General features: G+C 63.8%; 20 protein-coding genes and 1 tRNA gene. 7 read left to right on the plus strand and 14 right to left on the minus strand.

The features are described from left to right. Positions 1-24: 24 nt before the first annotated feature. From folP to QM685_RS05585, 3 genes are all read right to left on the minus strand, one after another. Positions 25-924 carry a dihydropteroate synthase gene (gene folP, locus QM685_RS05575; RefSeq protein WP_415113549.1) on the minus strand — a complete coding sequence of 300 codons (900 nt, stop codon included), beginning with the start codon at positions 922-924 and terminating at the stop codon, positions 25-27. An 83-nt stretch (positions 925-1,007) separates the two neighbouring features. Beyond that, the gene (gene ftsH, locus QM685_RS05580) at positions 1,008-2,897 is read right to left on the minus strand and encodes an ATP-dependent zinc metalloprotease FtsH (protein WP_233802500.1); all 1,890 of its coding nucleotides are present in this window, start codon (positions 2,895-2,897) and stop codon (positions 1,008-1,010) included. A gap of 185 nt (positions 2,898-3,082) precedes the next feature. After that, complete coding sequence (locus QM685_RS05585) at positions 3,083-3,745, minus strand: RlmE family RNA methyltransferase (protein WP_415113993.1); 663 nt, start codon at positions 3,743-3,745, stop codon at positions 3,083-3,085. Positions 3,746-3,944: 199 nt separating this feature from the next. Between QM685_RS05585 and QM685_RS05590 the strand changes: the two genes are divergently transcribed. Beyond that, the gene (locus QM685_RS05590) at positions 3,945-4,472 is read left to right on the plus strand and encodes a YhbY family RNA-binding protein (RefSeq protein WP_415113552.1); all 528 of its coding nucleotides are present in this window, start codon (positions 3,945-3,947) and stop codon (positions 4,470-4,472) included. A 93-nt stretch (positions 4,473-4,565) separates the two neighbouring features. On the opposite strand, the gene QM685_RS05595 is transcribed toward QM685_RS05590, so the two are convergent. The 7 genes from QM685_RS05595 to gloB form a co-directional block, all read right to left on the minus strand. Then, positions 4,566-5,075, minus strand: coding sequence for a DUF4149 domain-containing protein (locus QM685_RS05595; RefSeq protein WP_415113995.1), 510 nt, complete (start codon positions 5,073-5,075; stop codon positions 4,566-4,568). Between the two features lie 20 nt (positions 5,076-5,095). After that, positions 5,096-5,572, minus strand: a complete 477-nt coding sequence (greA, locus tag QM685_RS05600) for a transcription elongation factor GreA (protein ID WP_026228283.1) — start codon at positions 5,570-5,572, stop codon at positions 5,096-5,098. Between the two features lie 153 nt (positions 5,573-5,725). Then, entirely contained in the window at positions 5,726-8,992 is a 3,267-nt protein-coding gene (carB, locus tag QM685_RS05605; RefSeq protein WP_415113554.1) for a carbamoyl-phosphate synthase large subunit, read from the minus strand. A gap of 155 nt (positions 8,993-9,147) precedes the next feature. Further along, entirely contained in the window at positions 9,148-10,302 is a 1,155-nt protein-coding gene (carA, locus tag QM685_RS05610; protein WP_415113556.1) for a glutamine-hydrolyzing carbamoyl-phosphate synthase small subunit, read from the minus strand. A gap of 453 nt (positions 10,303-10,755) precedes the next feature. Further along, positions 10,756-11,997 (minus strand): MFS transporter, encoded by a 1,242-nt coding sequence (locus QM685_RS05615; protein ID WP_415113558.1) that lies wholly within the window; start codon positions 11,995-11,997, stop codon positions 10,756-10,758. A gap of 243 nt (positions 11,998-12,240) precedes the next feature. Next, positions 12,241-13,935, minus strand: coding sequence for a transglycosylase SLT domain-containing protein (locus QM685_RS05620; protein WP_415113560.1), 1,695 nt, complete (start codon positions 13,933-13,935; stop codon positions 12,241-12,243). A gap of 156 nt (positions 13,936-14,091) precedes the next feature. Then, positions 14,092-14,883 (minus strand): hydroxyacylglutathione hydrolase, encoded by a 792-nt coding sequence (gloB, locus tag QM685_RS05625; RefSeq protein ID WP_415113562.1) that lies wholly within the window; start codon positions 14,881-14,883, stop codon positions 14,092-14,094. A 19-nt stretch (positions 14,884-14,902) separates the two neighbouring features. Here gloB and QM685_RS05630 point away from each other — a divergent pair, with 19 nt between their 5' ends. The 5 genes from QM685_RS05630 to QM685_RS05650 all read left to right on the plus strand — a co-directional run bounded on the left by QM685_RS05630 (position 14,903) and on the right by QM685_RS05650 (position 19,571). Next, the gene (locus tag QM685_RS05630; RefSeq protein ID WP_415113564.1) at positions 14,903-15,742 is read left to right on the plus strand and encodes a class I SAM-dependent methyltransferase; all 840 of its coding nucleotides are present in this window, start codon (positions 14,903-14,905) and stop codon (positions 15,740-15,742) included. Continuing rightward, positions 15,739-16,185: a ribonuclease HI gene (rnhA, locus tag QM685_RS05635; RefSeq protein WP_415113566.1), complete on the plus strand. Its 447-nt coding sequence runs from the start codon at positions 15,739-15,741 to the stop codon at positions 16,183-16,185. Before QM685_RS05630 ends, rnhA begins: the two co-directional genes overlap by 4 nt. 94 nt (positions 16,186-16,279) lie before the next feature. After that, complete coding sequence (gene dnaQ, locus QM685_RS05640) at positions 16,280-17,014, plus strand: DNA polymerase III subunit epsilon (protein WP_415113568.1); 735 nt, start codon at positions 16,280-16,282, stop codon at positions 17,012-17,014. Positions 17,015-17,062: 48 nt separating this feature from the next. Next, positions 17,063-17,137 (plus strand) — tRNA-Val (locus QM685_RS05645). Between the two features lie 556 nt (positions 17,138-17,693). Next, on the plus strand, positions 17,694-19,571 hold the full coding sequence (locus tag QM685_RS05650; protein ID WP_415113570.1) for an ABC transporter ATP-binding protein: 1,878 nt from the start codon (positions 17,694-17,696) through the stop codon (positions 19,569-19,571). Between the two features lie 50 nt (positions 19,572-19,621). Here QM685_RS05650 and QM685_RS05655 read toward each other — a convergent pair whose 3' ends face one another. The 3 genes from QM685_RS05655 to QM685_RS05665 all read right to left on the minus strand — a co-directional run bounded on the left by QM685_RS05655 (position 19,622) and on the right by QM685_RS05665 (position 22,428). Next, positions 19,622-20,086, minus strand: a complete 465-nt coding sequence (locus QM685_RS05655; RefSeq protein ID WP_415113572.1) for a DUF2214 family protein — start codon at positions 20,084-20,086, stop codon at positions 19,622-19,624. A gap of 152 nt (positions 20,087-20,238) precedes the next feature. After that, positions 20,239-21,093, minus strand: coding sequence for a hypothetical protein (locus QM685_RS05660; RefSeq protein ID WP_415113574.1), 855 nt, complete (start codon positions 21,091-21,093; stop codon positions 20,239-20,241). Positions 21,094-21,363: 270 nt separating this feature from the next. Beyond that, positions 21,364-22,428, minus strand: a complete 1,065-nt coding sequence (locus QM685_RS05665) for a glycosyltransferase family 4 protein (protein ID WP_415113576.1) — start codon at positions 22,426-22,428, stop codon at positions 21,364-21,366. Between the two features lie 700 nt (positions 22,429-23,128). On the opposite strand from QM685_RS05665, the gene QM685_RS05670 reads away from it, so the two are divergent. Next, positions 23,129-24,964 carry an ABC transporter ATP-binding protein gene (locus QM685_RS05670; RefSeq protein ID WP_415113578.1) on the plus strand — a complete coding sequence of 612 codons (1,836 nt, stop codon included), beginning with the start codon at positions 23,129-23,131 and terminating at the stop codon, positions 24,962-24,964. An 88-nt stretch (positions 24,965-25,052) separates the two neighbouring features. Here QM685_RS05670 and otsA read toward each other — a convergent pair whose 3' ends face one another. After that, complete coding sequence (gene otsA / locus QM685_RS05675; RefSeq protein WP_415113580.1) at positions 25,053-26,516, minus strand: alpha,alpha-trehalose-phosphate synthase (UDP-forming); 1,464 nt, start codon at positions 26,514-26,516, stop codon at positions 25,053-25,055. Between the last annotated feature and the right edge of the window lie 12 nt (positions 26,517-26,528).

Here is a 26,528-nt window from a genome sequence, read left to right on the forward strand (position 1 = left end):
ATCTCCCTCTATGTGGCTGCGGGTTCAACCGTGCGCGCGGCTCGCATTCGCCGCGTCGCGCAGGGTTGCCCATACTTTCAATGCATCGACTGTTTGCGCGACGTCGTGTACGCGCAGAATCGCGGCGCCTCGTTCGGCCGCGCACACCGCCGCGGCGATACTGCCGGCGACGCGCTCGGGCGCCGGCCGCCCGATCACCGCGCCGATCATCGACTTGCGCGACATGCCCGCGAGAATCGGATACGGCGGCACGGCCTGCGGAGCCGTGTCCCGCAGTTGCGCGAGCAACGCGTAGTTGTGCTCGACCACCGCCTTGCCGAAGCCGAACCCCGGATCGACGCTGATGCGCGCACGCGCAATTCCCGCCTGCCGCAACGTCGCCACCCGCTCCTCGAGGAAGCGGCGCACGTCGCCGGCCACATCGTCATAGCGAGGCTCGCCGAGTTGCATAGTCTGCGGCTCACCGAGCATATGCATCACGCAAAGGCCGCAATCGCTGTCGCGCACCGCGTCGATCGCGCCGGCCATGCGGAAGCCCCAGATGTCGTTGATCATGTCCGCGCCCGCGCTCAATGCGTGACGCATCACCTCCGGCTTGTACGTATCGACCGACAACGGCACGTTCGCGCCGCGCAAGCGTTCGACGAGCGGGATCACGCGCTCCAGCTCTTCATCGAGCGGCACCGGTGGCGCACCGGGGCGCGTCGATTCGCCGCCGATATCGATGATGTCCGCGCCGTCGAGCAGCATGCGCTCGGCCTGGTGCAATGCATCGTCACGCATTGCGTATTGACCGCCGTCGGAGAAGGAATCGGGCGTGACGTTCAGGATGCCCATGACCAGCGGGCGTTCAAATGTCAGCTTGAAGCGACCGCATTGCAGCGGCTCTGGAAGAGGAACGGAAAAAGAATCGACTTTCGACACGCAGCAGTGCTTCACTCAGAACGGATAAATGCAAAACGGGCCGGTGTGCTACACACCGGCCCGCACTTTCTACTGGCTGCCGATCAGGCCGGCGCAGTCGCGCTACCCGGCTTGACCTCGGTACCCGGGCTGCCGCCCGACGAGGCGTCGCTTGCCGACGGCGGCGAGCTCTTCGGCGAGCGCGGCGGACGGCCTGCCATGATGTCGTTGATCTGATCGGCGTCGATCGTTTCCCACTCCATCAGCGCGGCCGTCATCGCTTCGACCTTGTCGCGGTTCTCTTCGAGCAGACGCCGCGCGAGGTTGTACTGCTCGTCCAGCACGCGGCGGATTTCCGCATCGACCTTCTGCTGTGTCGCTTCCGAAATGGTCCGCGTGAAACCGCGGCCAAACGGCGAGGCGTCGTTTTCGTCGTCGACGTAGACCATCGGGCCCAGCGCGTCGGTCATACCGAAGCGCGCGACCATTGCGCGAGCCGTCTGCGTCGCCTTGTTGAAGTCGTCCGACGCGCCCGTGCTGATCAGGTTCAGGAACAGCTCTTCCGCGACACGGCCACCGAACAGGATCGCGAGACGATCGAGCAGATAGTCCTTCGAATACGTTTCGTTGTCGTGCTCAGGCAACTGCCACGTGACGCCCAGCGCGCGACCACGCGGAATGATCGTGACCTTGTGCACCGGATCGGCTTTCGGCAACAGCTTCGCGATCACCGCGTGACCCGATTCGTGATACGCGGTAGCACGCTTCGACTCTTCGCGGATCACGGCCGACTTGCGCTCAGGCCCCATGAAGATCTTGTCCTTCGCGTCCTCGAAGTCCGTCATTTCGACGATGCGCTTGCCACGGCGTGCCGCGAACAGCGCTGCTTCGTTCACGAGATTCGCGAGATCGGCGCCCGAGAAGCCCGGTGTACCGCGCGCGATCACCGCAGCGTCGACGTCGTTCGAAATCGGCACCTTGCGCAGATGCACCTTCATGATGTGTTCGCGACCGCGGATATCCGGCAGACCGACGTACACCTGGCGGTCGAAACGGCCCGGACGCAGCAGCGCCTTGTCGAGCACGTCGGAGCGGTTCGTCGCCGCGATCACGATAACGCCCGAATTCGCCTCGAAGCCGTCCATTTCGACAAGCATCTGGTTCAGCGTCTGTTCGCGCTCGTCGTTGCCGCCGCCCATGCCCGCACCGCGATGACGGCCGACCGCGTCGATTTCGTCGATGAACACGATGCACGGCGCGTGCTTCTTGGCCTGCTCGAACATGTCGCGCACGCGAGCCGCGCCGACACCGACGAACATTTCAACGAAGTCCGAGCCCGAAATGCTGAAGAACGGCACCTTCGCCTCGCCGGCAATCGCGCGTGCAAGCAGTGTCTTACCGGTTCCCGGCGGGCCGACGAGCAGCACGCCGCGCGGAATGCGACCACCGAGCTTCTGGAATTTCTGCGGATCGCGCAGGAAATCGACCAGCTCCGACACTTCTTCCTTGGCTTCGTCGCAACCGGCGACGTCGGTGAAATTGATAGCGTTGTTGTTCTCGTCGATCAGACGCGCGCGGGATTTGCCGAACGAAAAGGCGCCGCCCTTCCCGCCCCCCTGCATCTGTCGCATCATGTAGAACCAGAAACCGATGATCAGGATCGTCGGCCCGAGGTAATACAGCACGGACATCAGTGCATTGGGTTCGTCGTCAGCCTTGCCGCTCACCTGTACGCCATACTTCATCAGATCGCCGACCATCCAGATGTCGCCGGGCGACACGATCTGGTACTTCTGGCCGTCTGCTGGAGTGACCGTGAGGTTCCGCCCCTGGACAATGACGTTCTTGACTTTGCCGTTCTTCGCGTCGTCCATGAACTGCGAATAGGAAACGCCTTCCTGGACACGGGGCTTGTCGAACTGCTTGAACACCGTAAACAGCACCAGTGCGATTACCAGCCACACTGCTGCCTTCGAAAACATATTGTTGTTCAAAGCACCACTCCTTCACTTAGACGGGCGCCTACATTTGCCTTGCGACACCACGAAAGCATTCTAATCCAGTCCGCAGACCCCTGCCATAACGTTTCGCTACCGTGGAAATAGCGTAGGGAGCCGTTTTACGCCGCTTTGCCGCGCATCCAGCCCTTATTGGCAGAGACGGACCGTTCAGCAACGCCCTAGACGGGACGTTTCAGATGCTTACCCAAAATAAATGTTTCTGACGATTTATCCCGCGACGCTTTCGGTTTGCGGGCCGCCACCACCTTAAACTGCCGTTTGAACTTTTCGACAATCTGACTATAGCCGCTGCCGTGAAAGCATTTGACTAAAAGTGCGCCATCCGGTTTAAGGTGATTTTGCGCGAATTCCAGCGCGAGATCGCACAGGTGCTCGATCCGCGCGGCGTCCGCGACCGCCACGCCAGACAGGTTGGGCGCCATATCCGAAATTACAAGGTCTACCTGGCGCTGTCCGACCAATTCTTCGAGCTGGGCCAGCACCGAGTCTTCGCGGAAATCGCCCTGAATGAAGTGGACGTCGGCCACCGGCTCCATCGGCAGGATGTCGAGCGCGATGATCGTGCCGTCGATGCCGCCTTCCCGCTCGGCGTTGCGCTGCGTGCCGCGCGCCAGCTTATTGCGCGCATACTGGCTCCAGCTGCCCGGCGAGGAGCCGAGATCGACGATCACCTGCCCCGGACGCATCAGCTTGTCCTGCTCGTCGATTTCCTTGAGCTTGTAGGCCGCGCGGGCGCGATAACCTTCCCGCTGCGCCATTTTGACGTACGGGTCGTTGATGTGGTCGTGCAGCCACGCCGTATTGAACTTGTTTTTTGCCATTAAAGATTGAACTATTGCTGCGTCGTGTCGCGCTTTAGGGGATAATACGCGGTTAATTCGCGCGGCCACCGCCAGACTGGCGGCCATCCGCGATTCTGTTGTTCTGACACGCGCCCTGTCGAATCAAGCTGTCCGATTCAGTCAAACCCATCGGACGAAAACGCAGGAGCCGCCATTTTAGTCGAGTCGTCCACTTTCCATGCCAGCCCTCAAAGTCTCTTCCGACCAACGCGCCGAGTTGCGCTCCCAGGCACATGCGCTCAAACCGGTCGTGCTCGTCGGCGCCGAAGGCTTGACCGACGCTGTGCTCACCGAAATCAAGGTGCACCTCGCCGCGCACCAGCTCATCAAGATCCGTGTGTTCGGCGATGAGCGTGAGGAGCGCCTCGCCATCTACGAGGAAATCTGCGACACGCTGAACGCCGCGCCGATTCAGCATATCGGCAAGCTGCTCGTGATCTGGAAGCCCGAAGCGGCGCAACCGGCCGTGAAAGCAAAACGCGGCGTGTTGCCGAGCGCCCGCGAAGCGGCGATCGAAACGAAGCCGGCCAAGGGTCGCGCCCCACGCATCGTCAAGGTCGTGAAGCCGACCGACGTGCCAATGCGCAAGCCGAGAGCGAAAGCGGTACTCGTGCGCGGCAACGAACGCGTCACGCAGGGCGGCAACATCAAGCGCGCGAAGAAGCGTCAAACCAGCGCGAAGCGCTCGCATCAGTCATCGAAATAAGCGGGAACGTGACAGGTGCGGACAGCGTCCGCACCGCGCATGAATGACTCGAACGACAGGCCTGATGCTTCGCGCAAACCCCGCCCACGCTCCTCAACCCGCCATCTTTCTCGCGACACCGCGGGCGCCCTCTTCCTCGGCCGCCGCGCCCACGCGCGCCGGCAACAACCATACGAGCGCAAGACCCAGCAGGCTCTCGATCAGATAGAACAGGCTCGACACACCGTGCAGGATGCCAAAGCGCGTCGCATAGACCGAATGGCCGACGTCGCTGCCCGCCTCTAGCGCGGCCACGCGCATCGCGTTCATGAATGGCTGCAACGCAAAATAACCAATCAGCACGCATACGAGCATACCGGCAATCAGCCAGCGCAAGCGGCGATACGCGCCGCTGCCGCGCCGAACCAGCAAATTGGCGAGACCGAGCAGCAGAATGCCGCAGACCACGCCAATCACACCCTGAATGCGAAACAGATGCGCGGCCACCTCACCGGCGGTCATCCGGTCAAGGGTCGCAAACAGCACGGGCGCCACGGCATAGCCGATAGTCAGCAGACTACCGACCCACACCACCGTCAACAGACGGAAAAACCGATGCGGCATCAGGGACACCGGCGCCATCCTCAGATGTAGCTCACCGCGATGATTTCGTATTCGCGGATGCCGCCCGGCGCCTGCACCGATGCGACGTCGCCTTCCGACTTGCCGATCAGCGCACGCGCGATCGGCGAGCTGATCGAGATCAGACCGTGGTCGATGTCCGCTTCGTCGTCGCCGACGATCTGGTACTTGACCGACGCGCCCGACTCGAGGTCCTCGAGCTCCAGCGTTGCGCCGAACACCACGCGGCCGTCCGCTTCCACCTGGGACGGATCGATCACCTGCGCGCCCGCGAGCTTCGATTCGATTTCGGCAATGCGGCCTTCGATGAAGCCCTGCTTTTCCTTCGCCGCGTCGTATTCCGCGTTTTCCGACAGATCGCCCTGCGCGCGTGCTTCCGCGATCGAGTTGATGACCGCCGGACGTTCAACCGATTTCAGACGCTGCAATTCGTCGCGCAGCATGTCTGCGCCGCGCTTAGTCAATGGAATAGTGCTCATAAACAACTCTGGAGGCAAAAAACATCCATAAAAAAAATCACCGCGGTTAAGTGCATTCCGCGAAAGCCGCCGCCCCGGGCCAAACCCGGGCCGCAGCACCTGCGGAACGCCGCTTAACCGCGGCACGTACATCTTGGACTGGTAGTCGAAACCTTAGTTTAGGCGAGCGTGGAGTCCTTGTAAATCATAGACTTCCAGGTCCTTCAGATAACGAAGACCCTCCACCGCCGCCCGCGCGCCGGACATCGTCGTGTAGTAGGTGACCTTGTTCGCCTGCGCGCTCATGCGAATCGAACGCGAGTCGGCGATCGCGGCGCGCGTTTCGTCGACCGTCGTGAAGACGAGTGCAATCTCGCCATTCTTGATCATGTCGACGATGTGCGGACGACCGTCCTTCACCTTGTTGACGACCTTGACCGGCACGCCGACCGCTTCGATCGCGGCAGCCGTACCCTTGGTCGCGACGATCGGATAGCCGAGTTCGTGCAGCATGCGCGCCACTTCGACCGCCTTCGGCTTGTCCGCGTCCATCACGGTCAGCAACACCGTGCCCGACTCCGGCAGACGCGAACCCGCCGCGAGCTGCGACTTGAAGAGCGCTTCGCCAAAGGTCTGGCCCACGCCCATCACTTCGCCGGTGGAACGCATTTCCGGTCCGAGCACCGGGTCGACCGCCGGGAACTTGACGAACGGGAACACCGCTTCCTTCACGCTGAAGTACGGCGGCTCGACTTCTTCCGTCACGCCTTGCGCGGCGAGCTTCTGGCCGACCATCGCGCGCGCCGCGATCTTCGCGAGCGGCAGGCTGGTCGCCTTCGACACGTACGGCACCGTGCGCGATGCGCGCGGATTCACTTCGAGCACGTAGATGACGTCGTCCTTCGAACCGTCGGCCGCATTTGTCCTGGAAGGCACCTGCTGGATCGCGAACTGCACGTTCATCAGGCCGACCACGTTCAACGCCTTCGCCATCGCGGCGGTCTGGCGCTTCAGTTCGGCAACGGTCGCCTTCGACAGCGAATACGGCGGCAGCGAGCAGGCCGAGTCGCCCGAGTGAACGCCCGCCTGCTCGATGTGCTCCATCACGCCGCCGATGAACACGGCCTCGCCGTCCGAGATGCAATCCACGTCGCATTCGATCGCATCGTTCAGGAAGCGGTCGAGCAGCACCGGCGAATCGTTCGACACTTTCACGGCCTCGCGCATGTAGCGCTCGAGGTCGCGCGGCTCATGGACGATTTCCATCGCCCGGCCGCCCAGCACGTACGACGGACGCACGACGAGCGGATAGCCGATTTCGCCGGCGAGCTTCAACGCTTCCTCTTCGGTGCGCGCGGTGCGGTTAGGCGGCTGGCGCAGCCCGAGGTCCTGCAGCAGTTTCTGGAAACGTTCGCGGTCTTCGGCCGCGTCGATCATGTCCGGCGAGGTGCCGATGATCGGCACGCCGTTCGCCTCGAGGTCGAGCGCGAGCTTCAGCGGCGTCTGGCCGCCGTACTGCACGATCACGCCGACCGGCTTTTCCTTGTCGACGATTTCGAGCACGTCTTCGAGCGTCAGCGATTCGAAGTACAGGCGGTCGGACGTGTCGTAGTCGGTCGATACGGTCTCCGGGTTGCAGTTGACCATGATCGTTTCATAGCCGTCCTCGCGCATCGCGAGCGCGGCATGCACGCAGCAGTAGTCGAACTCGATACCCTGGCCGATCCGGTTCGGGCCGCCGCCCAGCACCATGATCTTTTTGTTGCCCGTCGGGTTCGCCTCGCACTCTTCCTCGTAGGTCGAGTACATATACGCGGTCTTCGTCGCAAACTCGGCCGCGCAGGTATCGACGCGCTTGTACACCGGACGCACGTTCAGCTCGATACGGCGCGCGCGCACGTCCGCCGGTTTCGCGCCGAGCAGCTTCGCAAGACGCCGGTCCGAGAAGCCGCTCTGCTTCAGGTACTTGAGCTCTTCCTTCGACAGGCTCGCGAGCGTACGGCCCGCCAGCGCCTTTTCCTTCAGGATGATCTGTTCGATCTGCGCGAGGAACCACGGGTCGATCGCGGTTTCTTCGAAAATTTCCTGCGCCGTCATGCCGACGCGGAACGCGTCGCCGACGTACCAGATGCGATCCGGACCGGCTTCGCCGATCTGACGGATGATCTCGTCGCGGTTATCGGTCTTTTCGTCCAGACCGTCGACGCCGACTTCGAGACCGCGCAGCGCCTTCTGGAACGACTCCTGGAACGTGCGGCCGATCGCCATCACTTCGCCGACCGACTTCATCTGCGTGGTCAGACGCGAATCGGCTTCGCGGAATTTCTCGAACGCGAAACGTGGGATCTTCGTGACGACGTAGTCGATCGTCGGTTCGAACGACGCCGGGGTCTGGCCGCCGGTGATTTCGTTCCTGAGCTCATCCAGCGTGTAACCGACTGCCAGCTTCGCCGCGACCTTCGCGATCGGGAAGCCGGTCGCCTTCGACGCCAGTGCCGACGAGCGGGACACACGCGGGTTCATCTCGATCACGATCATCCGGCCATCTTTCGGATTGATCGAGAACTGCACGTTCGAGCCGCCCGTGTCGACGCCGATCTCGCGCAGCACCGCGAGCGACGCGTTACGCAGAATCTGGAATTCCTTGTCGGTGAGCGTCTGCGCCGGCGCGACGGTGATCGAGTCGCCGGTGTGGATGCCCATCGGGTCGAGGTTTTCGATCGAGCAGACGATGATGCAATTATCCGCCTTGTCGCGGACCACTTCCATCTCGTACTCTTTCCAGCCGAGCAGCGACTCTTCGATCAGCAGCTCGCGCGTCGGCGACAGGTCGAGACCGCGCTTGCAGATTTCCTCGAACTCGTCGCGGTTGTACGCGATACCGCCACCTGAGCCGCCCAGCGTGAACGACGGCCGGATCACGACCGGATAGCCGCCGCTGCCGGTTTCCGCGGCGATGCGCGCCTGCACCTGTAGCGCCTCTTCCATCGAATGCGCGGTGCCCGACTTGGCCGAACCGAGGCCGATCTTCGTCATCGCGTCCTTGAACTTCTGGCGGTCTTCCGCCTTGTCGATCGCTTCCGGCGACGCGCCGATCAGCTCGACGCCGTATTTCGCCAGCACGCCGTGTGCGTGCAGATCCAGCGCGCAGTTCAGCGCGGTCTGGCCGCCCATCGTCGGCAGGATCGCGTCCGGGCGCTCCTTCGCGATGATGCGCTCGACCACTTCCCACGTGATCGGCTCGATATAGGTCACGTCGGCCGTGTTCGGGTCGGTCATGATCGTCGCCGGATTGCTGTTGACGAGAATGACCTTGTAGCCTTCCTCACGCAGCGCCTTGCATGCCTGCGCGCCCGAGTAATCGAACTCGCACGCCTGGCCGATGATGATCGGACCCGCGCCGATGATGAGGATGCTCTTGATGTCTGTCCGCTTGGGCATAACGCTCTCGCTAATGTATTCCTGAATTCTTTTCCGTCGGCGCGCGCCGTTTTCACGTTGCGCGCGCTGTTGCGCGGCGAGCCCGCCGCGCCATGCCGCGGGGGCGCCGCGGCCGCCGCTGCCGCTTCTGGCTTGCTTCCGGCCCGTTTCCGGCTTTAAGCCGCCGCGCTCCTGCCGCCCTTGTGCGCGTCCATCAGCGCGGTGAAGCGGTCGAACAGATACGCGATGTCGTGCGGGCCCGGCGACGCTTCCGGGTGGCCCTGGAAGCAGAACGCCGGCTTGTCGGTCAACGCGAAGCCTTGCAGCGTGCCGTCGAACAGCGACACATGCGTGGCGCGGGCATTAGCGGGCAGCGTATCGGCGTCGACCGCGAAACCGTGGTTCTGCGACGTGATCACCACGCGGCCGTCTTCGAGATCCTTGACCGGATGGTTCGCGCCGTGATGGCCCGTCTTCATCTTCATCGTCTTCGCGCCGACCGCGAGACCCATGATCTGGTGGCCGAGGCAGATGCCGAAGGTCGGAATGCCGCGCTCGATGAATTCCTTCGTCGCCGCGATCGCGTAGTCACACGGTTCCGGATCGCCGGGGCCGTTCGACAGGAAGACGCCGTCCGGATTGAGCGCGAGCGCGTCAGCGGCACTCGCCTGCGCCGGCAGCACGGTCACGTGGCAGCCACGCTCGGCGAGCATGCGCAGGATGTTCTGCTTGACGCCGTAGTCGAACGCGACGACGCGGTACTTCGGCGCCTTCTGCTCGCCGTAGCCGCTACCCAGACGCCATTCGGTGCGGGTCCACTCATAGGTTTCCTTCGTCGACACGACCTTCGCGAGATCCATGCCCGCGAGGCCCGGGAACGAGCGCGCGAGTTCGATGGCCCTGGCTTCGTCGTCCGAACCGGCGAGGATCGCGCCGTTCTGCGCGCCCTTGTCGCGCAGAATACGGGTCAGCTTGCGGGTATCGATGCCGGCGATGGCGACCACGCCTTCGTCCAGCAGATATTGCGGGAGCGTGCGCTCCATGCGGAAGTTCGACGCGAGAACCGGCAGATCGCGAATGATCAGGCCGGCGGCATGGACTTTCGTCGCTTCGACGTCTTCGGCGTTGACGCCGACGTTGCCGATATGCGGATACGTGAGGGTGACGATCTGGCGCGCGTAGCTCGGGTCGGTCAGGATTTCCTGATAGCCCGTGATAGCGGTGTTGAACACGACTTCGCCAATGGTATGCCCGGGGGCACCGATCGAATAACCACGAAAGACCGTGCCGTCGGCGAGCGCGAGAAGAGCGGGGGAAAATGACGGCAACACGGGAGACTCCTTGGGGAACACCCTGTTGCCGACCTGTCTATCCGATTGCGAGCCGCAGCGAAACACATCCTGGATGCGCGCGCAGACTCGCTCGCGTGCTGCCGGTGACGCTGCAAGGGGCGCGATGGGTCCATTGTGTGGACGGCTCGGCTGGGTCTGGGGCCCTTCTTGCGACGCCAATGGCGCGCGGCGGATGAACGGTATGGGAGAGGTAGGCGCTAGGGTGCGGGTTGATAAGCTCAAACCTTGAAATTATAGCCTGAATCCGCCCCTCTCTTCAAATCCGAGATAAGACGGGAGCCCCGCCCCGCAGCTTCAATTGGGAGTCAAAGCCTTGCCAGGCGGCGCCTGGCTCGGGCCCAAGCATGAAATGCACCCAGCTCGAAGCGAGGCAGTACCAAGGGAGCGGAACGTCGAATGCGCCAACGCGCGTGACCTGCGCGCGGGCCGCGCTCAGGCTTCCTGCTCGGCGCGCATTTCGGCCGGCCGCGCGAGCTGGCGGCCCGGCAATACATACCAGATCGCGCTCAACACCTGCAGCGCGACCAGAATCTCCCATGCGGTCAGATGCGCGACCGCCGGATAATGCCCATCACTCGCCGGCCAACGCGACAGCACCGCGCCGACGCCGATCTGGAAGCCGAAAATCAGCAGAAAGAGAATCAGCGTCAGCGTCGTATTCACGCGGCCGATCATCTGCGCCGGGAAGTGCCGCGCCATCACCGCGTAGCTGAGAATGCCGGTCCCGCCGAAAATCCCGTATGCCGCCCACAGCAGGCTCGCGGGCAGCGGCGCCTTGAACATGATCAGCAGTTGCGTGAGCACGTAAAGCGCCATGCCGATGCCACAGAACATATACAGCGAGATACCGAGTCGCTCGAGGCTGCGCGCCGCCGCGCCGAAGCCGACGCAGCCGGCCATCATCGCAACGCCGAGAATCGACACGAGCGCCGCGGCTTCATGCGGCTCGAAGCCCTGCACGTCGCGCAGCCACGCACCGACCCACAGCGACTGCATCGCGTAGAAAACACCCTGCGTGACGACCGAAAACGACGCGATTTTCCAGAACGCCGCGCTGCGCAGGATGTGCCACGTGCCTTTGAACTGCGCGCCGAGGCTGGCCTGACGGTGCGTTTCGCGCGCGTCCGGCGCGAGCGTCCACTGCGCGAGCGCCACCATCACCGTCAGCAGACCAAGTCCGACGCAGACCGCGCGCCAGCTCGCGAAACCGAGCACCCATGTGAGCGGCGAGCCGACCATCACGCCACCGAAGCCGCCGATCGCCATCACGAGCCCGTTCATCAGCGGCAGGCGAGCGGCCGGGAAATGCTGGGCGAGCGCCTTGAACGCGGCGCCGAGACACACCGACACGCCGACGCCGATCAGCAGCCGTCCGACCATCATCATGCCGAGGCTCTGCGCGGCGCCGAACACCCAGATGCCGAGCGCGGCAAAGAACAGCGTAGCGGCCGTCACGCGCCGTGTGCCGAAGTGGTCGAGCAGCACGCCGGCTGGGATCTGCGCGCCCGCGAAGCCGAGGAAATAGAGGCTCGTCAGCACGCCCAGATCGGCAGCGGACAGGCCGAGATCGCGCGTGATGAACGGCGCGAAGCCGAGGTTGACGCCGCGAAACACGTAGGACACGAAATAGCCGGCGGAGAAAAGCAGAAAGACGCGCAGTTGGGTCGACGACATAAGCGAATAAACAGGCTTGAAGCCCGGACGAATCAGCACAAGTGAGCACGGGATGCACCACACCAACCCGGCCCAACCACGAACAATAAAGGAAATGCGTCAAACGCGTCGGAATCGTCCGCACAATGAAAAACGCCGTCACCTCAGGTGACGGCGTTGGAAGAACACGGTGCGTGATCGGAGCGCAATCCATGCGCTGCCCCCGCAACGCATGTGGTCACTACCGTGGGAGCCGCTATTGGTCTATTTACCCTTCTTCTTCGCGTTGGCCGCGGTCTTCGGGCGGCTCTCTGCCGCGGCCTTCGACGCCTTGCCGGACGCGGACGCCGACACTTTCGTCACCTTGCCCTTGCTGGCGGCAGGCGCCGGCTTGCTTGCACCGGCGGCCTTGCCGGCCGGCTCGGACACCTTGACGATCGCCGAACGGCCACGCCCTTTCTTTTTATCGTAGCGCGATTCGTTGCGCGTGTCCGCGACGTGGGTACCGATCCTCTGGACGCCGCCGCCCCGCACGTCGGTAGCGATTTTCTCCGGACCCGGCTCGCTCGGCACCGGCTTGCCGACCGGCACGTGCAGCACGATCACCTGGCCTCGCGACACCTGATCGCGACGCGTCTTGTTCCACGCCTTGAGCTGACCGACCGACACGCCGTAGCGCACCGCGATAGCGGCCATCGACTGATTGCGACGCACGCGGATCAGCATCTTGCGCGTGTCGGGGACGTCGGGCTCCATCGCGAGCACCGCGCTTTCGGCCACGTCTGCGCTGATGTCCTCGTCGTCGTCCGAGCCGCGCGGCACGACGATCGTCGAGCCCGGCTTCAGGCGCATGCCGACCGGAATCTTGTTCACTTCCATCAGCGTGTCGGCGTCGACACCGATCTTTTGTGCGATCGCCGCCGGCGTCGCGCGCTGGTCGACCGTGTAGGTAGTCCAAGACGACAGCGAGCCCGAGTACGCCTTCAGATTGCGCTCGAACGCGGACGCGTTGTCGAACGGCAACAGGATCTGCGGCTGCGTCGCGCCGAGAATCACCGGTTTCCTGAACGACGGGTTGAGCGAACGGAATTCATCCGTCGACATATTGGCGAGCCGCGCGGCGACGTCGACATCGATGTCGTGCGACGTGGTCACCGTCACGAAGTATGGGTGGTTCGGAATCGGGGGCAGCGTGAGCCCATACATTTGCGGGTTCATCACGATGTTCTTGACCGCCTGCAGCTTCGGCACGTAGTTGCGCGTTTCGCTCGGCATGCGCAGGCTCAGGTAGTCGGTGGGCAGACCCGCCGCCTCGTTGCGCGCGATCGCGCGCTGCACGTTGCCCTCACCCCAGTTGTACGCGGCGAGCGCGAGCTGCCAGTCGCCGAACATGTCGTGCAGGTTCGACAGATAGTCGAGCGCGGCGCTGGTCGACGCGAGCACGTCGCGGCGCTCGTCCTGCCACATGTTCTGCTTGAGGTTGTAGGTGCGGCCGGTGCCCGGCATGAACTGCCACATGCCGGCGGCCTTCGCGACCGACAGCGCCTGCGGGCTATACGCGGATTCGATGAACGGCAGCAGCGCGAGCTCGGTCGGCATGTGACGCGCCTCGAGTTCCTCGACGATGTGATACAGGTATTTCTGCGAACGCTCGGTCATGCGCTGCACGTAATCGGGACGTTGCAGGTACCAGTTGAGCTGCATGTCGACGAGGTCGGTCTGCAGGTCCGGCATCTGGAAACCGCGGCGAATGCGGCCCCACAGATCGGCGTCCTGGCTCGTCAACTGATTGACGGAACCCTGATCGACATTGATGGTTTCTTTAGCGGTGGCGTTCTTGCGAAGGGCGTCGGCTACGGCTTGCTGGCTGGCGGGGGTGGTGGCGGTACTCGTTGTCGGTCCCTGACTCGCGCAGGCGGCGAGTGTCAGAACCAATAACGCACTTAAGATAAATCGCATGAACGTCTCGGCTTCCACAAGGGCTGGAATTTGCAGCCGATAGTACGAAACGGCAACGTTTCCGTCAATTGGAAAATCGAGAAAAAAATCAAGCAAATCTTGGGCTTGGCGAATTTTTTCGATTCATCGCGTGAAGAACCGCCGAATGCGCCCACTTCAACGGAAGCGGTTCTTCCATTCGCGCATCAGCGCAAAGGCCGTCAGACGATCGGGCACCGTTTCGTGCAACTGTTCGCGCAGCCTCGCCTGGACCGCCGGTTCGCCGGCGCGCAGGAACGGATTCACCGCGCGTTCGTGCGCGATCGTGGTCGGCAGCGTCGGCACGTGGCGCGCGCGCAGTTCGCTCGCCTTGTCGCGCCAGGCTTGCAGTTCGGCGTTGTGCGGCTCGCAGGCGAGCGCGAAGCGGATGTTCGACAGCGTGTACTCGTGCGCGCAATGCACCTGGGTCGCGCCGGGCAGCGCGGCGAGCGCATCGAGCGACGCGAGCATCTGCTCCGGTGTGCCTTCGAACAGCCGGCCGCAGCCGCAGGCGAACAGCGTATCGCCGCAAAACACGTGCGGCGTGCCGCGCGGATCCGCCGCCTGGAAATAGGCGATGTGCCCGCTCGTGTGGCCGGGCACGTCGAGCACGCTGAATTCGAGCGCGGGCGCCGCGATCGTCACGCGATCGCCGTTTTCAAGACGATGCGTGACGTGTTCGATCGCTTCACCGGCGGGGCCATAGACGGGCACATCCTGGCCATTCAGCAGATCGGCCAATCCACCGACATGGTCTTGGTGATGGTGCGTGAGTAAAATAGCGCTCAGCCGCCATCCTCGTTGGGCCAGACAGGCGCGCACAGGGGCGGCATCGCCCGGATCGACGACGACAGCATGGTGTCCGTCGGCAATGACCCAGATGTAATTGTCTTCAAACGCCGGGACCGGTACGTACTCGAGCGCATTCATAGGCGACGCATTTTTTGATATGACTGACCGAGCGATTATAGACTGGCCCGCCTGGACCGATTCGCCGCCTGGCCGCTACGTGCTCGACTGGGAGCAGACCCAGCTCGACCGCGTGGTGTCGGACGTGTTCGGCTATCACGCGTTGCAACTCGGCCTGCCGCAACTCGACGCGCTGCGCGAAAACCGCATGCCGTGCCGCGGCCTCGTGCTCGATGCCGCCAGCGGCGCGAGTGCGCCGTACACGTATCCGCGCGCCGCGCGCCAGGCTGGCACCGGCGACACCACGCAAGGCGCCCCGGACTTGCACGCGCCGGCCGCACGCAGCGCGGTCTGGTGCGACCTGCTCGACCTGCCGTTCGAAGCGCAGAGCGTCGACCTGATCGTAATGCCGCATACACTGGAATTCACGAGCGACCCGCACCGGCTGCTGCGCGAAGCCGAGCGCGTGCTGATGCCCGAAGGGCAACTGATCATTCTCGGCTTCAATTCGCTGTCGCTGTGGGGTGTGCGGCAGTCGATCGGGAAGATGACGGGCCGCCCGTTCGTGCCCGCCGCCGTCGACCTGATCGCGTTCACGCGCCTGAAGGACTGGATCAAGCTGCTAGGCTTCGACCTTGAACGCGGGCGCTTCGGCTGCTATCGTCCACCGCTCGCGAGCGACCAGTGGCTGTCGCGTTACGGCTTCATGGAAGCAGCCGGCGACCGCTGGTGGCCGATTTTCGGCGCCACCTACATGATCAAGGCGATCAAGCGCGTGCGCGGCATGCGCCTCGTCGGGCCGCTCAAAGTGAAAAAGCCCGTGCTCGCCACGGGCCTCGCACCCGCCGCCACCCCGAATACACGCAATCACATCGAATGACTCCCGATCACATCGACATTTACACCGACGGCGCCTGCAAGGGCAATCCCGGCCCAGGCGGCTGGGGCGCGCTGCTGCGCTTCGGCAGCCAGGAAAAAGAGCTGTTCGGCGGCGAAGCCAACACGACCAACAACCGGATGGAGCTGATGGGCGTGATTGCCGCGCTCGAGGCACTGAAGCGGCCGTGCACCGTGATCGTGCATACCGACTCGCAGTACGTGCAGAAAGGCATCAGCGAATGGATTCACGGCTGGAAGAAGAAAGGCTGGATCACCGCGGCAAAGCAGCCCGTGAAAAACGCCGATCTCTGGAAGCGGCTCGATGCACTCGTCGAGCAACATGAAATCGAATGGCGCTGGGTGCGCGGGCACGCCGGACATCCGGAAAACGAGCGCGCCGACCAGCTTGCCAATCGCGGCGTTGCGTCGCTCGCGCAAATATAGGCAAACTGTGGCGGCGGCAACCACGCACGCCGCCATCCGCGCCCGCCCTTCCCGTTTTTTTGCTGCAAATTTTTTCGAAGCAGGCTAATCCGACATGCGTCAACTCATCCTCGATACCGAAACTACCGGCCTGAACGCCCGCGGCGGCGACCGGATCCTCGAACTCGGTTGCGTCGAGCTGGTGAACCGCCGGCTCACCGGCAACAACCTGCACTTCTACATCAACCCCGAACGCGACAGCGATCCGGGCGCGCTTGCCGTACACGGCCTGACCACGGAGTTTCTGAGCGACAAGCCGAAGTTCGCCGAGATCATCGACCAGTTTCGCGACTTCATCCAGGGCGCGGACCTGATCATTCACAACGCACCGTTCGACATCGGCTTTCTCGATGCCGAGTTCGCACTGCTTGGGCTGCCGCCGGTGAGCACGCACTGCGGCGAGATCATCGACACACTCGCGCAGGCGAAGCAGATGTTCCCCGGCAAGCGCAATTCGCTCGACGCGCTGTGCGACCGCTTCGGCATCAGCAACGCGCACCGCACGCTGCACGGCGCGCTGCTCGACTCGGAACTGCTCGCGGAAGTCTATCTGGCGATGACGCGCGGCCAGGAAAGCCTTGTCATCGATATGCTCGGCGAAGTGCAAACCAGCAGCGATACGCATGCGCCGCGCGTCGCGCTCGAGTCGCTGGAACTACTCGTGATTGCTGCGAGCGACGATGAAATCGCCGCGCATGAAGCGGTGCTCGACGATCTCGACAAGGCCGTCAAAGGTGCAAGCATGTGGCGTTTCGAACCCGCGCCAGCGGCCGATGAGCAAACCACTTAAAAAGTACTGGACGAGCCCCAAAAAGCCTGACATAATTTCGCTCTCTTCGGGTGGTTAGCTCAGCGGTAGAGCACTGCCTTCACACGGCAGGGGTCACTGGTTCGATCCCAGTACTACCCACCAGATTCTTGGTGTGTCGATCACCGAAGACTAAAGGGCTTACGCAGCAGTGCGTAAGCCCTTTTTCTATTTGCGCTGCTCCCAGCATCACGTTTCGAAAAGCAGCCGGCGCTGTCACTCCGTCAACTAGCTGGATTCGCCCAAGGCAGCGCCAGATCACCGACACCGCGAACTCGTAAGTTTGCGAGCGCCCGGCGCTGCTGATATATTCGGCTCCTGGGCGTTCGCCCCATCCGGCTTCGTCCGGTTTCTCCACCTCGAACCATCACAGGGAGGCGTCACATGTTCGCAGTGCATCGCGCGTCCCCTTGCATGGTCCCGCGACCGTCGGCTTGCCCGACACGACAGATGCGACCTTAACAGCCGTCGTGTCGTCGCCGATGCGGTCCGCCTCGTGAGGCGCGTCGCATCCATTCCAGACAGTCTGTCGTCCGGCTATCGCAGTGTTCCGTCCATCCGGGATCAGGGGCACGCGCTCCGGCATCCATACATCGACTGTCTGCCTCTTTCGCTTCTGACTGGAACCTCGGTGCGTTCACGCGTCGCCGGGTTGTAGCAAATGGCCATCAAGAAAAAACTCGACTTTCGCGGACAAGCCTTCAAGGACGTCCTCGGTTTCACCTTCCGTCACTGGGCACGGCAACCGTGGCGCATCGTCGTGATCGCTGCGCTCGCGCTGTTCACCGCGCTAGCGGATATCCTCACGCCGGTGTTCGCCGGACGCCTCGTCGATGCGATCGCGTCCGGCCCGGCCTCTTCCGTGCCCGCGCGGCACGGCGCGCTCGAGGCCTTCGGCGTGCTCGCCGCGCTCGGCCTGACCGCAACGCTATTGCGCCAGGGCGTCTACTTCAACATCATCCGCTTCACGCTGAAGATGATGAGCGAAATCGCCGCGAACGCGTTTCATCGCGTGCAACGCCTTTCGACCGACTGGCACGCCAACAGCTTCGCTGGCTCCACGGTGCGCAAGATCACGCGCGGCATGTGGGCGCTCGATCTGCTCAACGACACGCTGCTGATCGCGCTGCTGCCATCGCTCGTGATGCTGGTCGGCGCAACCACGCTGCTCGGCTGGCGCTGGCCGATGATGGGCGCCGTCGTCGGCACCGGCTCGGTGCTGTATATCGGCGTGACCGTGGCCGTGTCGCTCGGCTTTGTCGCACCGGCCGCGCGCCTCGCGAACGCATGGGACACCCGGATGGGCGGTGCGCTGGCCGACGCGGTGAGCTGCAACGGCGTCGTCAAGGCGTTCGGCGCCGAAGCGCGCGAGGAAGCACGTCTCGCGCACGTGATCGGCAAATGGCGGGAGCGCACCCGCCGCACCTGGATGCGCGGCACGCTCAACGGCGGCCTTCAGGGCGGCATGCTGGTCGCGATCCAGGCGGCGATTCTCGGCGTGGCGCTGCTGCTGTGGGCGCGCGGTGAAGCGAGCGTCGGCGACATCACGTTCGCGCTAACGATGTTCTTCATGCTGCAAGGCTATCTGCGCGACATCGGCATGCACATCCGCAACCTGCAACGCTCGGTCAACGATATGGAAGAGCTGGTATCGCTCGAGAGCCAGCCGTCTGGCATCGAGGATCGTCCCGGCGCCGACCCGATCACGATCCGCAACGGCGAGATCCGCTTCGAGCACGTGTCGTTTCACTACGGCGCGCACAGCCGGCCGCTCTACGACGACTTCTCGGTGCGTATCGCGCCGGGCGAGCGCGTCGGGCTGGTCGGCCATTCGGGCTCGGGCAAGACGACCTTCATCAAGCTGATCCAGCGCCTGCACGATATTTCGGGCGGCCGGATCACGATCGACGGCCAGGACATCGCGCAGGTCCGGCAGATGTCGCTGCGCAGCCAGATCGCGATCGTCCAGCAGGAGCCGGTGCTGTTTCACCGCTCGCTTGCCGAAAACATCGCATATGGCCGGCCCGCTGCGAGCCGCGCCGACATCGAGCGCGCCGCGCGGCTCGCGAACGCGCACGACTTCATCGCCGCGCTGCCCCACGGCTATGACACGCTGGTCGGCGAACGCGGGATCAAGCTATCGGGCGGCGAGCGTCAGCGCGTCGCGATCGCGCGTGCGTTTCTCGCCGATGCGCCGATCCTGATTCTCGACGAAGCCACCTCGAGCCTCGACAGCGAAAGCGAAGTGCTGATCCAGCGCGCAATGGAGCGGCTGATGCAGGGCCGCACGACGCTGGTAGTCGCGCACCGGTTGTCGACGGTGCGCGCGCTGGACCGGCTGCTGGTGCTGGACAAGGGCAAGGTGATCGAGGAAGGCAGCCACGACGCGCTGATCAAACGCGAGAACGGTCTGTACCGGCGGCTCTTCGAGCGTCAGGCGCTGGAGCTGATCAAGGGCCTCGGCGAGCCGGCGCTCGCGCGCGAGAGCGCGGGCGTCAAGGCTGACCGGGTCGATGATCCGGATTTGCTGGTCGGTTAGCGCCGCCAACCAGCGGGAAGTGGGATAACCACGCTGCAGGAATACCCGCGCTACACCACACCAGCAGGCAAGCCGATGCCGCGCGCCATCCCCGTCGCGGCAAACACCATCAGAACCAGCAGCACCGTCTGGATCACGCTGAAGTGCGCATAGGAGCGCGCCTTCTTCAGATCCGGCACGGCGCCGCCGCGAACCGACGCTCGCCAGCGCATCAGGCCGAGCATCGTCGGTACTTCGAGAATCAGGATGAGCACGAGCAGCACCATCTTCACGTGAAAGAGCGGCTCGTGGAGATAATAGTCGGCGCCCTTCTCATAACCGCCGAACATGCGCATCAGGCCGGTGACGATCAGCACCAGCGCGGAGAGTCCCCAGCGCGTATCCGCGCGGAACACCGAGCGCAAAGCGGCGGGCACCGACGCGCGACGCAGCGACCACGTGCGTCTGAGAATCGACGCGAGCGCAAAGCCATAAGCGAGTAGATGTAGGGCGGCAAGCAACCAGCGAACCAGCATGGCGACTCCTGAAAAAGACGCGATACGATCGATGAGTGTTCCACTCGCCCGCCTTCAGGCATCGGGCGTCATGACTGCATTATCGGCGAAGCTTCGCTTCGGGATGCACGCGTCGGCCACGCGATGTGGGCGGCGGCACAAAGCATGCAGCGTCAGACTTGCCGCAGCGTCGTGTCGAGCGCGCGGGCGGCGACCCGATCGCCGTCGGTCGCGAGCGGGGCGCGAAAGACGGTTTGCCGGTTGTGGCCCGCGGCGGCGGGCGAATCCCACAGCAATTCGACTTTCGGACGCACGCCAAAGATATTGCGTGCAAGCGACGGCGCGGCCACCGAGCCCACGGGCACGGCCGACGCACCCGGCTCGCCCGCCGCGCCAAACGCCACCGCGGGCGTGGGCGCCGGGCTCGCGTGCGCGTCCGGTCCGCTCGCCCAGCGCACCGACAATTCGCGTGCGTCGTATTGCCCGACCTTGCGCCGCTCGGCCCACACGACGACGGTGCGCGTGAGCGGATCGAGCGACACCGCATAGCGGCCGATCGCGAACCGCCGCGCGGCGACATTGGTGCGCCACAGCGGCAGCGGCCGGCAGATCCAGATCACGGCCGCATAGAGCACCGGGGCGGCGAGCAGCCAGCCGTTGGTGGCCGCGAGCGCCTGCATCGCGCGACGCCAGCCGGCGCTCGCGACGAACGCGCCAACCGACCAGAGTGCAAACAGAAACCCGAGAAAGGCGAACAGGCGCAGCGCCTGACGCAGCCATTGCGGCAGCGGATGAAACGGGCGCTCGGCGACGGCGCGCGCGCCCGGCAGGAAGATCAGCAGGAACAGGAAAACGACGTTGATGCACGCCCACGGCGAAGATGCCATCGCGGTCACGGCGGCCGTCAGGTTCATCTGCGACATCGAGAAAAGCCAGCGGGCGGCGAGCACGAGACCGATGGCGCGCAACGTAAAAATCGTTCCGGCGCCGGGCGCCGCGTTCGCACGCGTCTCTTTCGTTCTCGCCAAGGCATCCTCCTGTCGTCGGCGGCGCCGCAGCCCAATTTGCGGCACGGCCATTATAGGGATATTACCGAGCGTGGCTCGTTCCCGCCGCGCGGAAACCCGTATTTTCGGGCGCTCTCCGACGAAAAACGCGGCGCGCATGCAACAACGCCCCGTCGGCGGCATGCCGGCGGGGCGTTGCGGATGGCGAAGGAGTGGTGTGACGCGTTCCTTCTGCCGGGTTTCTAGCTACTGCAAATCAACTACGGATCAAGCGTGCCAATCAGGCGCAACTCAGCCTGCGTTGACTTCGCGCAGCACCGTGCGGTGCTTGCGACGCAGCAGCTCCTCGTACGTGGCAACGTAGTTCTGCGCCATCACGCGCGACGAGAAGCGCGATTCGAACGCCTTGCGCACGCCGGCGCGCGACAGCGTGTGCAGACGCTTGACGGCCGCGACCGCGCTGATTTCGTCTTCGACGACGAAACCCGACACGCCGTTTTCGATCACTTCCGGCACCGAACCGCGGTTGAACGCGATCACCGGCGTGCCGCAGGCCATCGCCTCGATCATCACCAGACCGAAGGGCTCCGGCCAGTCGATCGGAAACACCAGCGCATGCGCGTTGCCGAGGAACTCACGCTTTTCGGCTTCACCGATTTCGCCGATGTACTCGACGTGCGGGAGCGCCATCAGCGGCTTGATCACTTCTTCGTAATAGGCACGGTCGGCCTTGTCGATCTTGGCGGCGACCTTGAGCTTCATGCCTGCCTGGCCGGCGATGCGGATCGCGCGGTCGAGACCCTTCTCCGGCGAGACGCGGCCGAGGAATGCGAGGTAGCCCGGTTCGACGTCGGGGATCGGCGTGAGCACGTTTTCCGGCAGACCGTGGTAGACGGTTTGCAGCCAGTTCGCCTGTTGCAGCGGGATGCGCTGGTTGTCCGAAATCGACACGACCGGCACGTCCTTGAACGTATTGAAGATGGGTTGCAGCTCCGGCAGATCGAGACGGCCATGCATCGTCGTCACGAACGGCACCGGCTGACGCGCGAACAGCGAGAACGGGTAATAGTCGATGTGGAAATGCAGCACGTCGAATTCGTCCGCGCGACGGCGGACTTCTTCGAGCAGGAGCATGTGCGGCGCCATCACGTCGCGGATCGTCGGGTCGAGGCGCAGCGCCTGCGGCCAGAAGGCTTCGAGCTTCGCCGACGTTTGCGAATCGCCGCTGGCAAACAGCGTGACGTCGTGGCCCTGCTCGACCAGCGCTTCGGTCAGATAGGACACCACGCGTTCCGTACCACCGTACAGCTTGGGAGGAACCGCCTCGTGCAACGGAGCGATTTGAGCGATTCGCATAATGACGAACTCCTAGTAAAAAATCAGGCAAAAGTACTGCGTTTGGAAAAAGCGACTCGCTGACTCGCCAGGGCAGTCTGGCCGGACATGCCGGCTCGGGCCTGATTCTTTCGAGAAATCCTGCGATGGATCGCTTGAGTTTTGAGCCCAGACCAGTGCATCACCGTCCGCGCATGTGCGAGTAAACGCGCATGCCACATCGACGTTGACAAACTGTCAGAAAATTCGCCGGGCCAACGAGCACGCATTATCAGTGCCCGGAATTCCTGCCGCACTCCAACATTTCAAAGTCTTTACGTTGTTACAAACGCGAAACACTTTGCAAACCCTTGTTTTATAAGACAGTTCTACAGTGGCATCAGGGTTTCGGCTACTCGTCTTCCCATGGTGTCCGTTGGCCCTGTGCGTCAAGTTTGCCGGCAGGCATTGAAGAAACGTCGCAGATCCGTTGAATGCAATCTGTAATTATATCTCGAAATTTTCCGCAACCTGCATGAACTACCGGCCAGCCGGGATGTTCAGACATGGCAGATCGCGGAGGCCTATCGCGAAAATCAGTCGCGCCAATGCCCGGATTCACAGGGCGCAATCGCCTTTGCATGTTTACAATGCGAAGCATTGGCTTCGCTGAGAGCCATGCTTTCCGGATGGCCCGCGCTTTGCATGCACAACCCGCAACATATCGACCCCCAGCTCAATTTTGGAACATTTGACCATCGCCCAGCGTAACGCCCAGGACGCAAAGCTCGCGAGCTATGCGCACCGGCCGCTTGCGTTTCTCTTCCGCTTTATCCGCCGCCATCCGCTCGCGCATGCGATCGTGTTGTGCAGCGTGTTTGCGGCCGTGGGCTGTGCGCTCGCCTCGCAATACGCGATCAAGCATCTGATCGACGTGCTCGGCGGCGGCCGGCATCATCCCGGTCCGCTGTGGGGGGCGTTCGCGATCCTCGTCGGCCTGATCGCCGCCGACAACCTGTTGTGGCGGGTCGGCGGCTGGGTCGCCGCGCATACGTTCGTCGCCGTAACAGGCGATCTGCGGCGCGACCTGTTTCAGTATCTGAGCGGCCATTCGCCGACCTACTACGCCGAAAAGCAGCCCGGCATGCTTGCGAGCCGGATCACCGCGACCTCGAACGCCGTCTACACCGCTGAAAACACCACCGCGTGGAACGTGCTGCCGCCCTGCATCGCGGTGCTCGGCGCGATCGTGATGATCATTTCGGTGAATCCGCTGATGGCCGCCGGCCTGCTGCTGTGCTCGGCGATCCTGTCGGTCGTGCTGTACAAGCTCGCGGGCCGCGGCTCGGCGCGCCATCATAATTTCGCGACCAAAGCGGCGTCGGTGGACGGCGAGCTGGTCGACGTGATCAGCAACATGGGCCTCGTGCGCGCGTTCGGCATGACCTTTCGCGAGCAGCGGCGGTTTGCCGCGACGGTCAAGTCGGAGATGGATGCACGTCAGCAGAGCCTGCTCTATCTCGAGAAGCTGCGTCTGCTGCACGCGGTGATCACCGCGCTGCTGTCGGCGGGCCTGCTCGGCTGGGCACTGTGGCTGTGGGATCAGGGCCGGGCCACCTCGGGCGATATCGTGCTCGTCAGCTCGCTCGGCTTCACGATCCTGCACGGCACGCGCGACCTGGCGGTCGCGCTCGTCGACGTCACGCAGCACATCGCCCGGCTCGCGGAGGCCGTGCGCACGCTGCTCGAACCGCACGGCATGCCGGATCGCGACGACGCGACCGAACTCGTGCCGCAAGGCGGCCGGGTCACGTTCGACAACGTCACGTTCGCCTATCCGCGCCGCCGCGCGATTCTCGACCACTTCGATCTGAACATCGAGCCCGGCCAGCGCGTCGGCCTGATCGGCAAGTCGGGGGCCGGCAAATCGACGGTGCTCGCGCTGCTGCAGCGCTTCTACGAGACCCAGGGCGGCGCGATCAGGATCGACGGCCAGGATATCGCGTCGATCACCCAGGACAGCCTGCGCCACGCGATCGCGCTGGTGCCGCAGGACATCTCGCTGTTCCATCGCTCGGTGTACGAGAACATCGCGTATGGACGTCCCGAAGCGAGCCGCGAGGAAGTGCTCGCCGCCGCGCGCGAAGCACGCTGCTCGGACTTTATCGAAGCGATGCCGGAGGGCTATGACACGATCGTCGGCGACCGCGGCGTGAAGCTGTCCGGCGGTCAGCGCCAGCGCATCGCGATTGCGCGCGCGATCCTCAAGAACGCGCCGATCCTGCTGCTCGACGAAGCCACGTCGGCGCTCGACAGTGCCTCGGAAGAATCGATCCAGAAGGCGCTCGACCGCCTGATGGTCGGCCGCACGGTGATCGCGATCGCGCACCGTCTGTCGACGCTGAACAACTTCGACCGGATCATCGTGATGAGCGCCGGCAAGGTCATCGACGACGGCACGCCGGAAGAGCTGCGCCAGCGCCCCGGTCTCTATCGCGACCTGCTTGCGAAGCAATACGGCAAGGGTTCGACGCTGCATATCGGCGGCAAGAAGATCGACGAACAGCACGTGGCCTGAGGGCATCTGAACGGCCTGCGTTGCCGACACAAAAAAGAAAAGCCGCTTCCCGCAGCGGCTTTTCTTTCGCCTTTCTCCTGTATCTTCTTTATCCAGTCACGCTCGCGCGCGCCGCCCTTTTTCTCGCAGTTCCCGCTGCCGCCTTCCCGCTTCGGCCGCGCTTCGCTCCATCGACGTTCTGCAAATCGCGCATGAAGTTGTCGCGCCACACCGACACGTTGTTCTCGCGCAATTGCACCATCATGTCGCGGTAGCGCGCCTGTCGCTCGGCGAGCGGCATGCCGAGCGCCGTCGCGAGCGCCTCGGCCATCCCGTCGATATCGACCGGATTGACGATCAGCGCGCCCTCCAGCTCCTGCGCCGCGCCGGCAAAACGCGACAGCACGAGCACGCCGGGGTTGTCGGGATCCTGCGCCGACACGTATTCCTTCGCGACGAGATTCATACCGTCTCGCAACGGCGTCACATAGCCGACGTGCGCGGTGCGAAAGAGCGCCGCCAGCACCGGGCGCTCGTACTGCTTGTGGATGTAGAGAATCGGCGTCCAGTCGAGCTCGGCGAAGCGTCCGTTGATGCGCCCCGATTCGCTTTCGAGCTGCAGCCGGATGTCCTGATATGCGTGCATGTCGGCGCGCGTCGGCGGCGCGATCTGCAGGAACGACACCTTGTTGCGCAACGCGGCCGTATGTTCGAGCAGCCGCTCGAACGCGCGAAAACGCTCGACCAGCCCCTTCGAATAATCGAGCCGGTCGACGCTCATGATCAGCTTGCGCGAATGCAGCGTCGCCTTCATCGTGCGCACCGGCTTGCCGCGCTCGCCCGCTTTCGCGAGTTCGGCGATCTCGTCCGGATAGACGCCGATCGGATACGCCGACGCGCGCAGCGTGCGGCCGAACGCATTGACGGTGAGTGGCCCTTTGGCCGACGCATCGATCGAGCCCCCGGCCTCGTTGACGATGTAGTCGCAGAACGCGCGCAGGTCGGGGCCGGTCTGGAAGCCGAGCAGATCGAACGAACACAGCGCCTCGACGAGCTCGCGATGCGGCGGCACCGCCAGCAGTACCTGCGACGCCGGAAATGGAATGTGGAGGAAAAAGCCGATCCGGTTCTTCACACCGGATGCGCGCAGCGCCTGCGCGAACGGGATCAGATGATAGTCGTGGACCCAGATCACGTCGTCTTCACGCAGCAGCGGTACGAGCTGCTGCGCGAGCCACCCGTTGACGCGGCAGTAGCCGCCGAAGTCGTGGCGGTCGTAATGCAGCAGGTCGGCGCGATAGTGGAACGCGGGCCACAGCGTGGCGTTCGAGAAGCCGCGGTAGTACTGGTCGTAGTCGCGGCGCATCAGCGCGACGGTCGCGAAGGTCATCGGACCGCGCTCTTCGACCTTGATTTGCGGCTGGCCCGAACTCAGCACGTCGCCGCTCCAGCCGAACCACATGCCGCCGGTCTCCTTCAGCGCGTCGTACACGCCGACTGCCAGACCGCCCGCCGCCGGGCCGCCTTCCGAAATAGGCGCAACCCGGTTCGAAACAATGATCAGTCGACTCATGAAGCGCGATCC

Origin of the sequence: Paraburkholderia sp. (assembly GCF_047605525.1) — a bacterium.
Lineage (GTDB): Bacteria > Pseudomonadota > Gammaproteobacteria > Burkholderiales > Burkholderiaceae > Paraburkholderia.

Excerpts from the sequence above, each read along its gene's own strand:
- QM685_RS05585 (WP_415113993.1), bottom strand. The coding sequence starts at position 3,745 with ATGGCAAAAAACAAGTTCAATACGGCGTGGCTGCACGACCACATCAAC.
- QM685_RS05590 (WP_415113552.1), top strand. The coding sequence starts at position 3,945 with ATGCCAGCCCTCAAAGTCTCTTCCGACCAACGCGCCGAGTTGCGCTCC.
- QM685_RS05595 (WP_415113995.1), bottom strand. The coding sequence starts at position 5,075 with ATGCCGCATCGGTTTTTCCGTCTGTTGACGGTGGTGTGGGTCGGTAGT.
- greA (WP_026228283.1), bottom strand. The coding sequence starts at position 5,572 with ATGAGCACTATTCCATTGACTAAGCGCGGCGCAGACATGCTGCGCGAC.
- carB (WP_415113554.1), bottom strand. The coding sequence starts at position 8,992 with ATGCCCAAGCGGACAGACATCAAGAGCATCCTCATCATCGGCGCGGGT.
- QM685_RS05615 (WP_415113558.1), bottom strand. The coding sequence starts at position 11,997 with ATGTCGTCGACCCAACTGCGCGTCTTTCTGCTTTTCTCCGCCGGCTAT.
- QM685_RS05620 (WP_415113560.1), bottom strand. The coding sequence starts at position 13,935 with ATGCGATTTATCTTAAGTGCGTTATTGGTTCTGACACTCGCCGCCTGC.
- gloB (WP_415113562.1), bottom strand. The coding sequence starts at position 14,883 with ATGAATGCGCTCGAGTACGTACCGGTCCCGGCGTTTGAAGACAATTAC.
- QM685_RS05630 (WP_415113564.1), top strand. The coding sequence starts at position 14,903 with ATGACTGACCGAGCGATTATAGACTGGCCCGCCTGGACCGATTCGCCG.
- rnhA (WP_415113566.1), top strand. The coding sequence starts at position 15,739 with ATGACTCCCGATCACATCGACATTTACACCGACGGCGCCTGCAAGGGC.
- dnaQ (WP_415113568.1), top strand. The coding sequence starts at position 16,280 with ATGCGTCAACTCATCCTCGATACCGAAACTACCGGCCTGAACGCCCGC.
- QM685_RS05650 (WP_415113570.1), top strand. The coding sequence starts at position 17,694 with ATGGCCATCAAGAAAAAACTCGACTTTCGCGGACAAGCCTTCAAGGAC.
- QM685_RS05655 (WP_415113572.1), bottom strand. The coding sequence starts at position 20,086 with ATGCTGGTTCGCTGGTTGCTTGCCGCCCTACATCTACTCGCTTATGGC.
- QM685_RS05665 (WP_415113576.1), bottom strand. The coding sequence starts at position 22,428 with ATGCGAATCGCTCAAATCGCTCCGTTGCACGAGGCGGTTCCTCCCAAG.
- otsA (WP_415113580.1), bottom strand. The coding sequence starts at position 26,516 with ATGAGTCGACTGATCATTGTTTCGAACCGGGTTGCGCCTATTTCGGAA.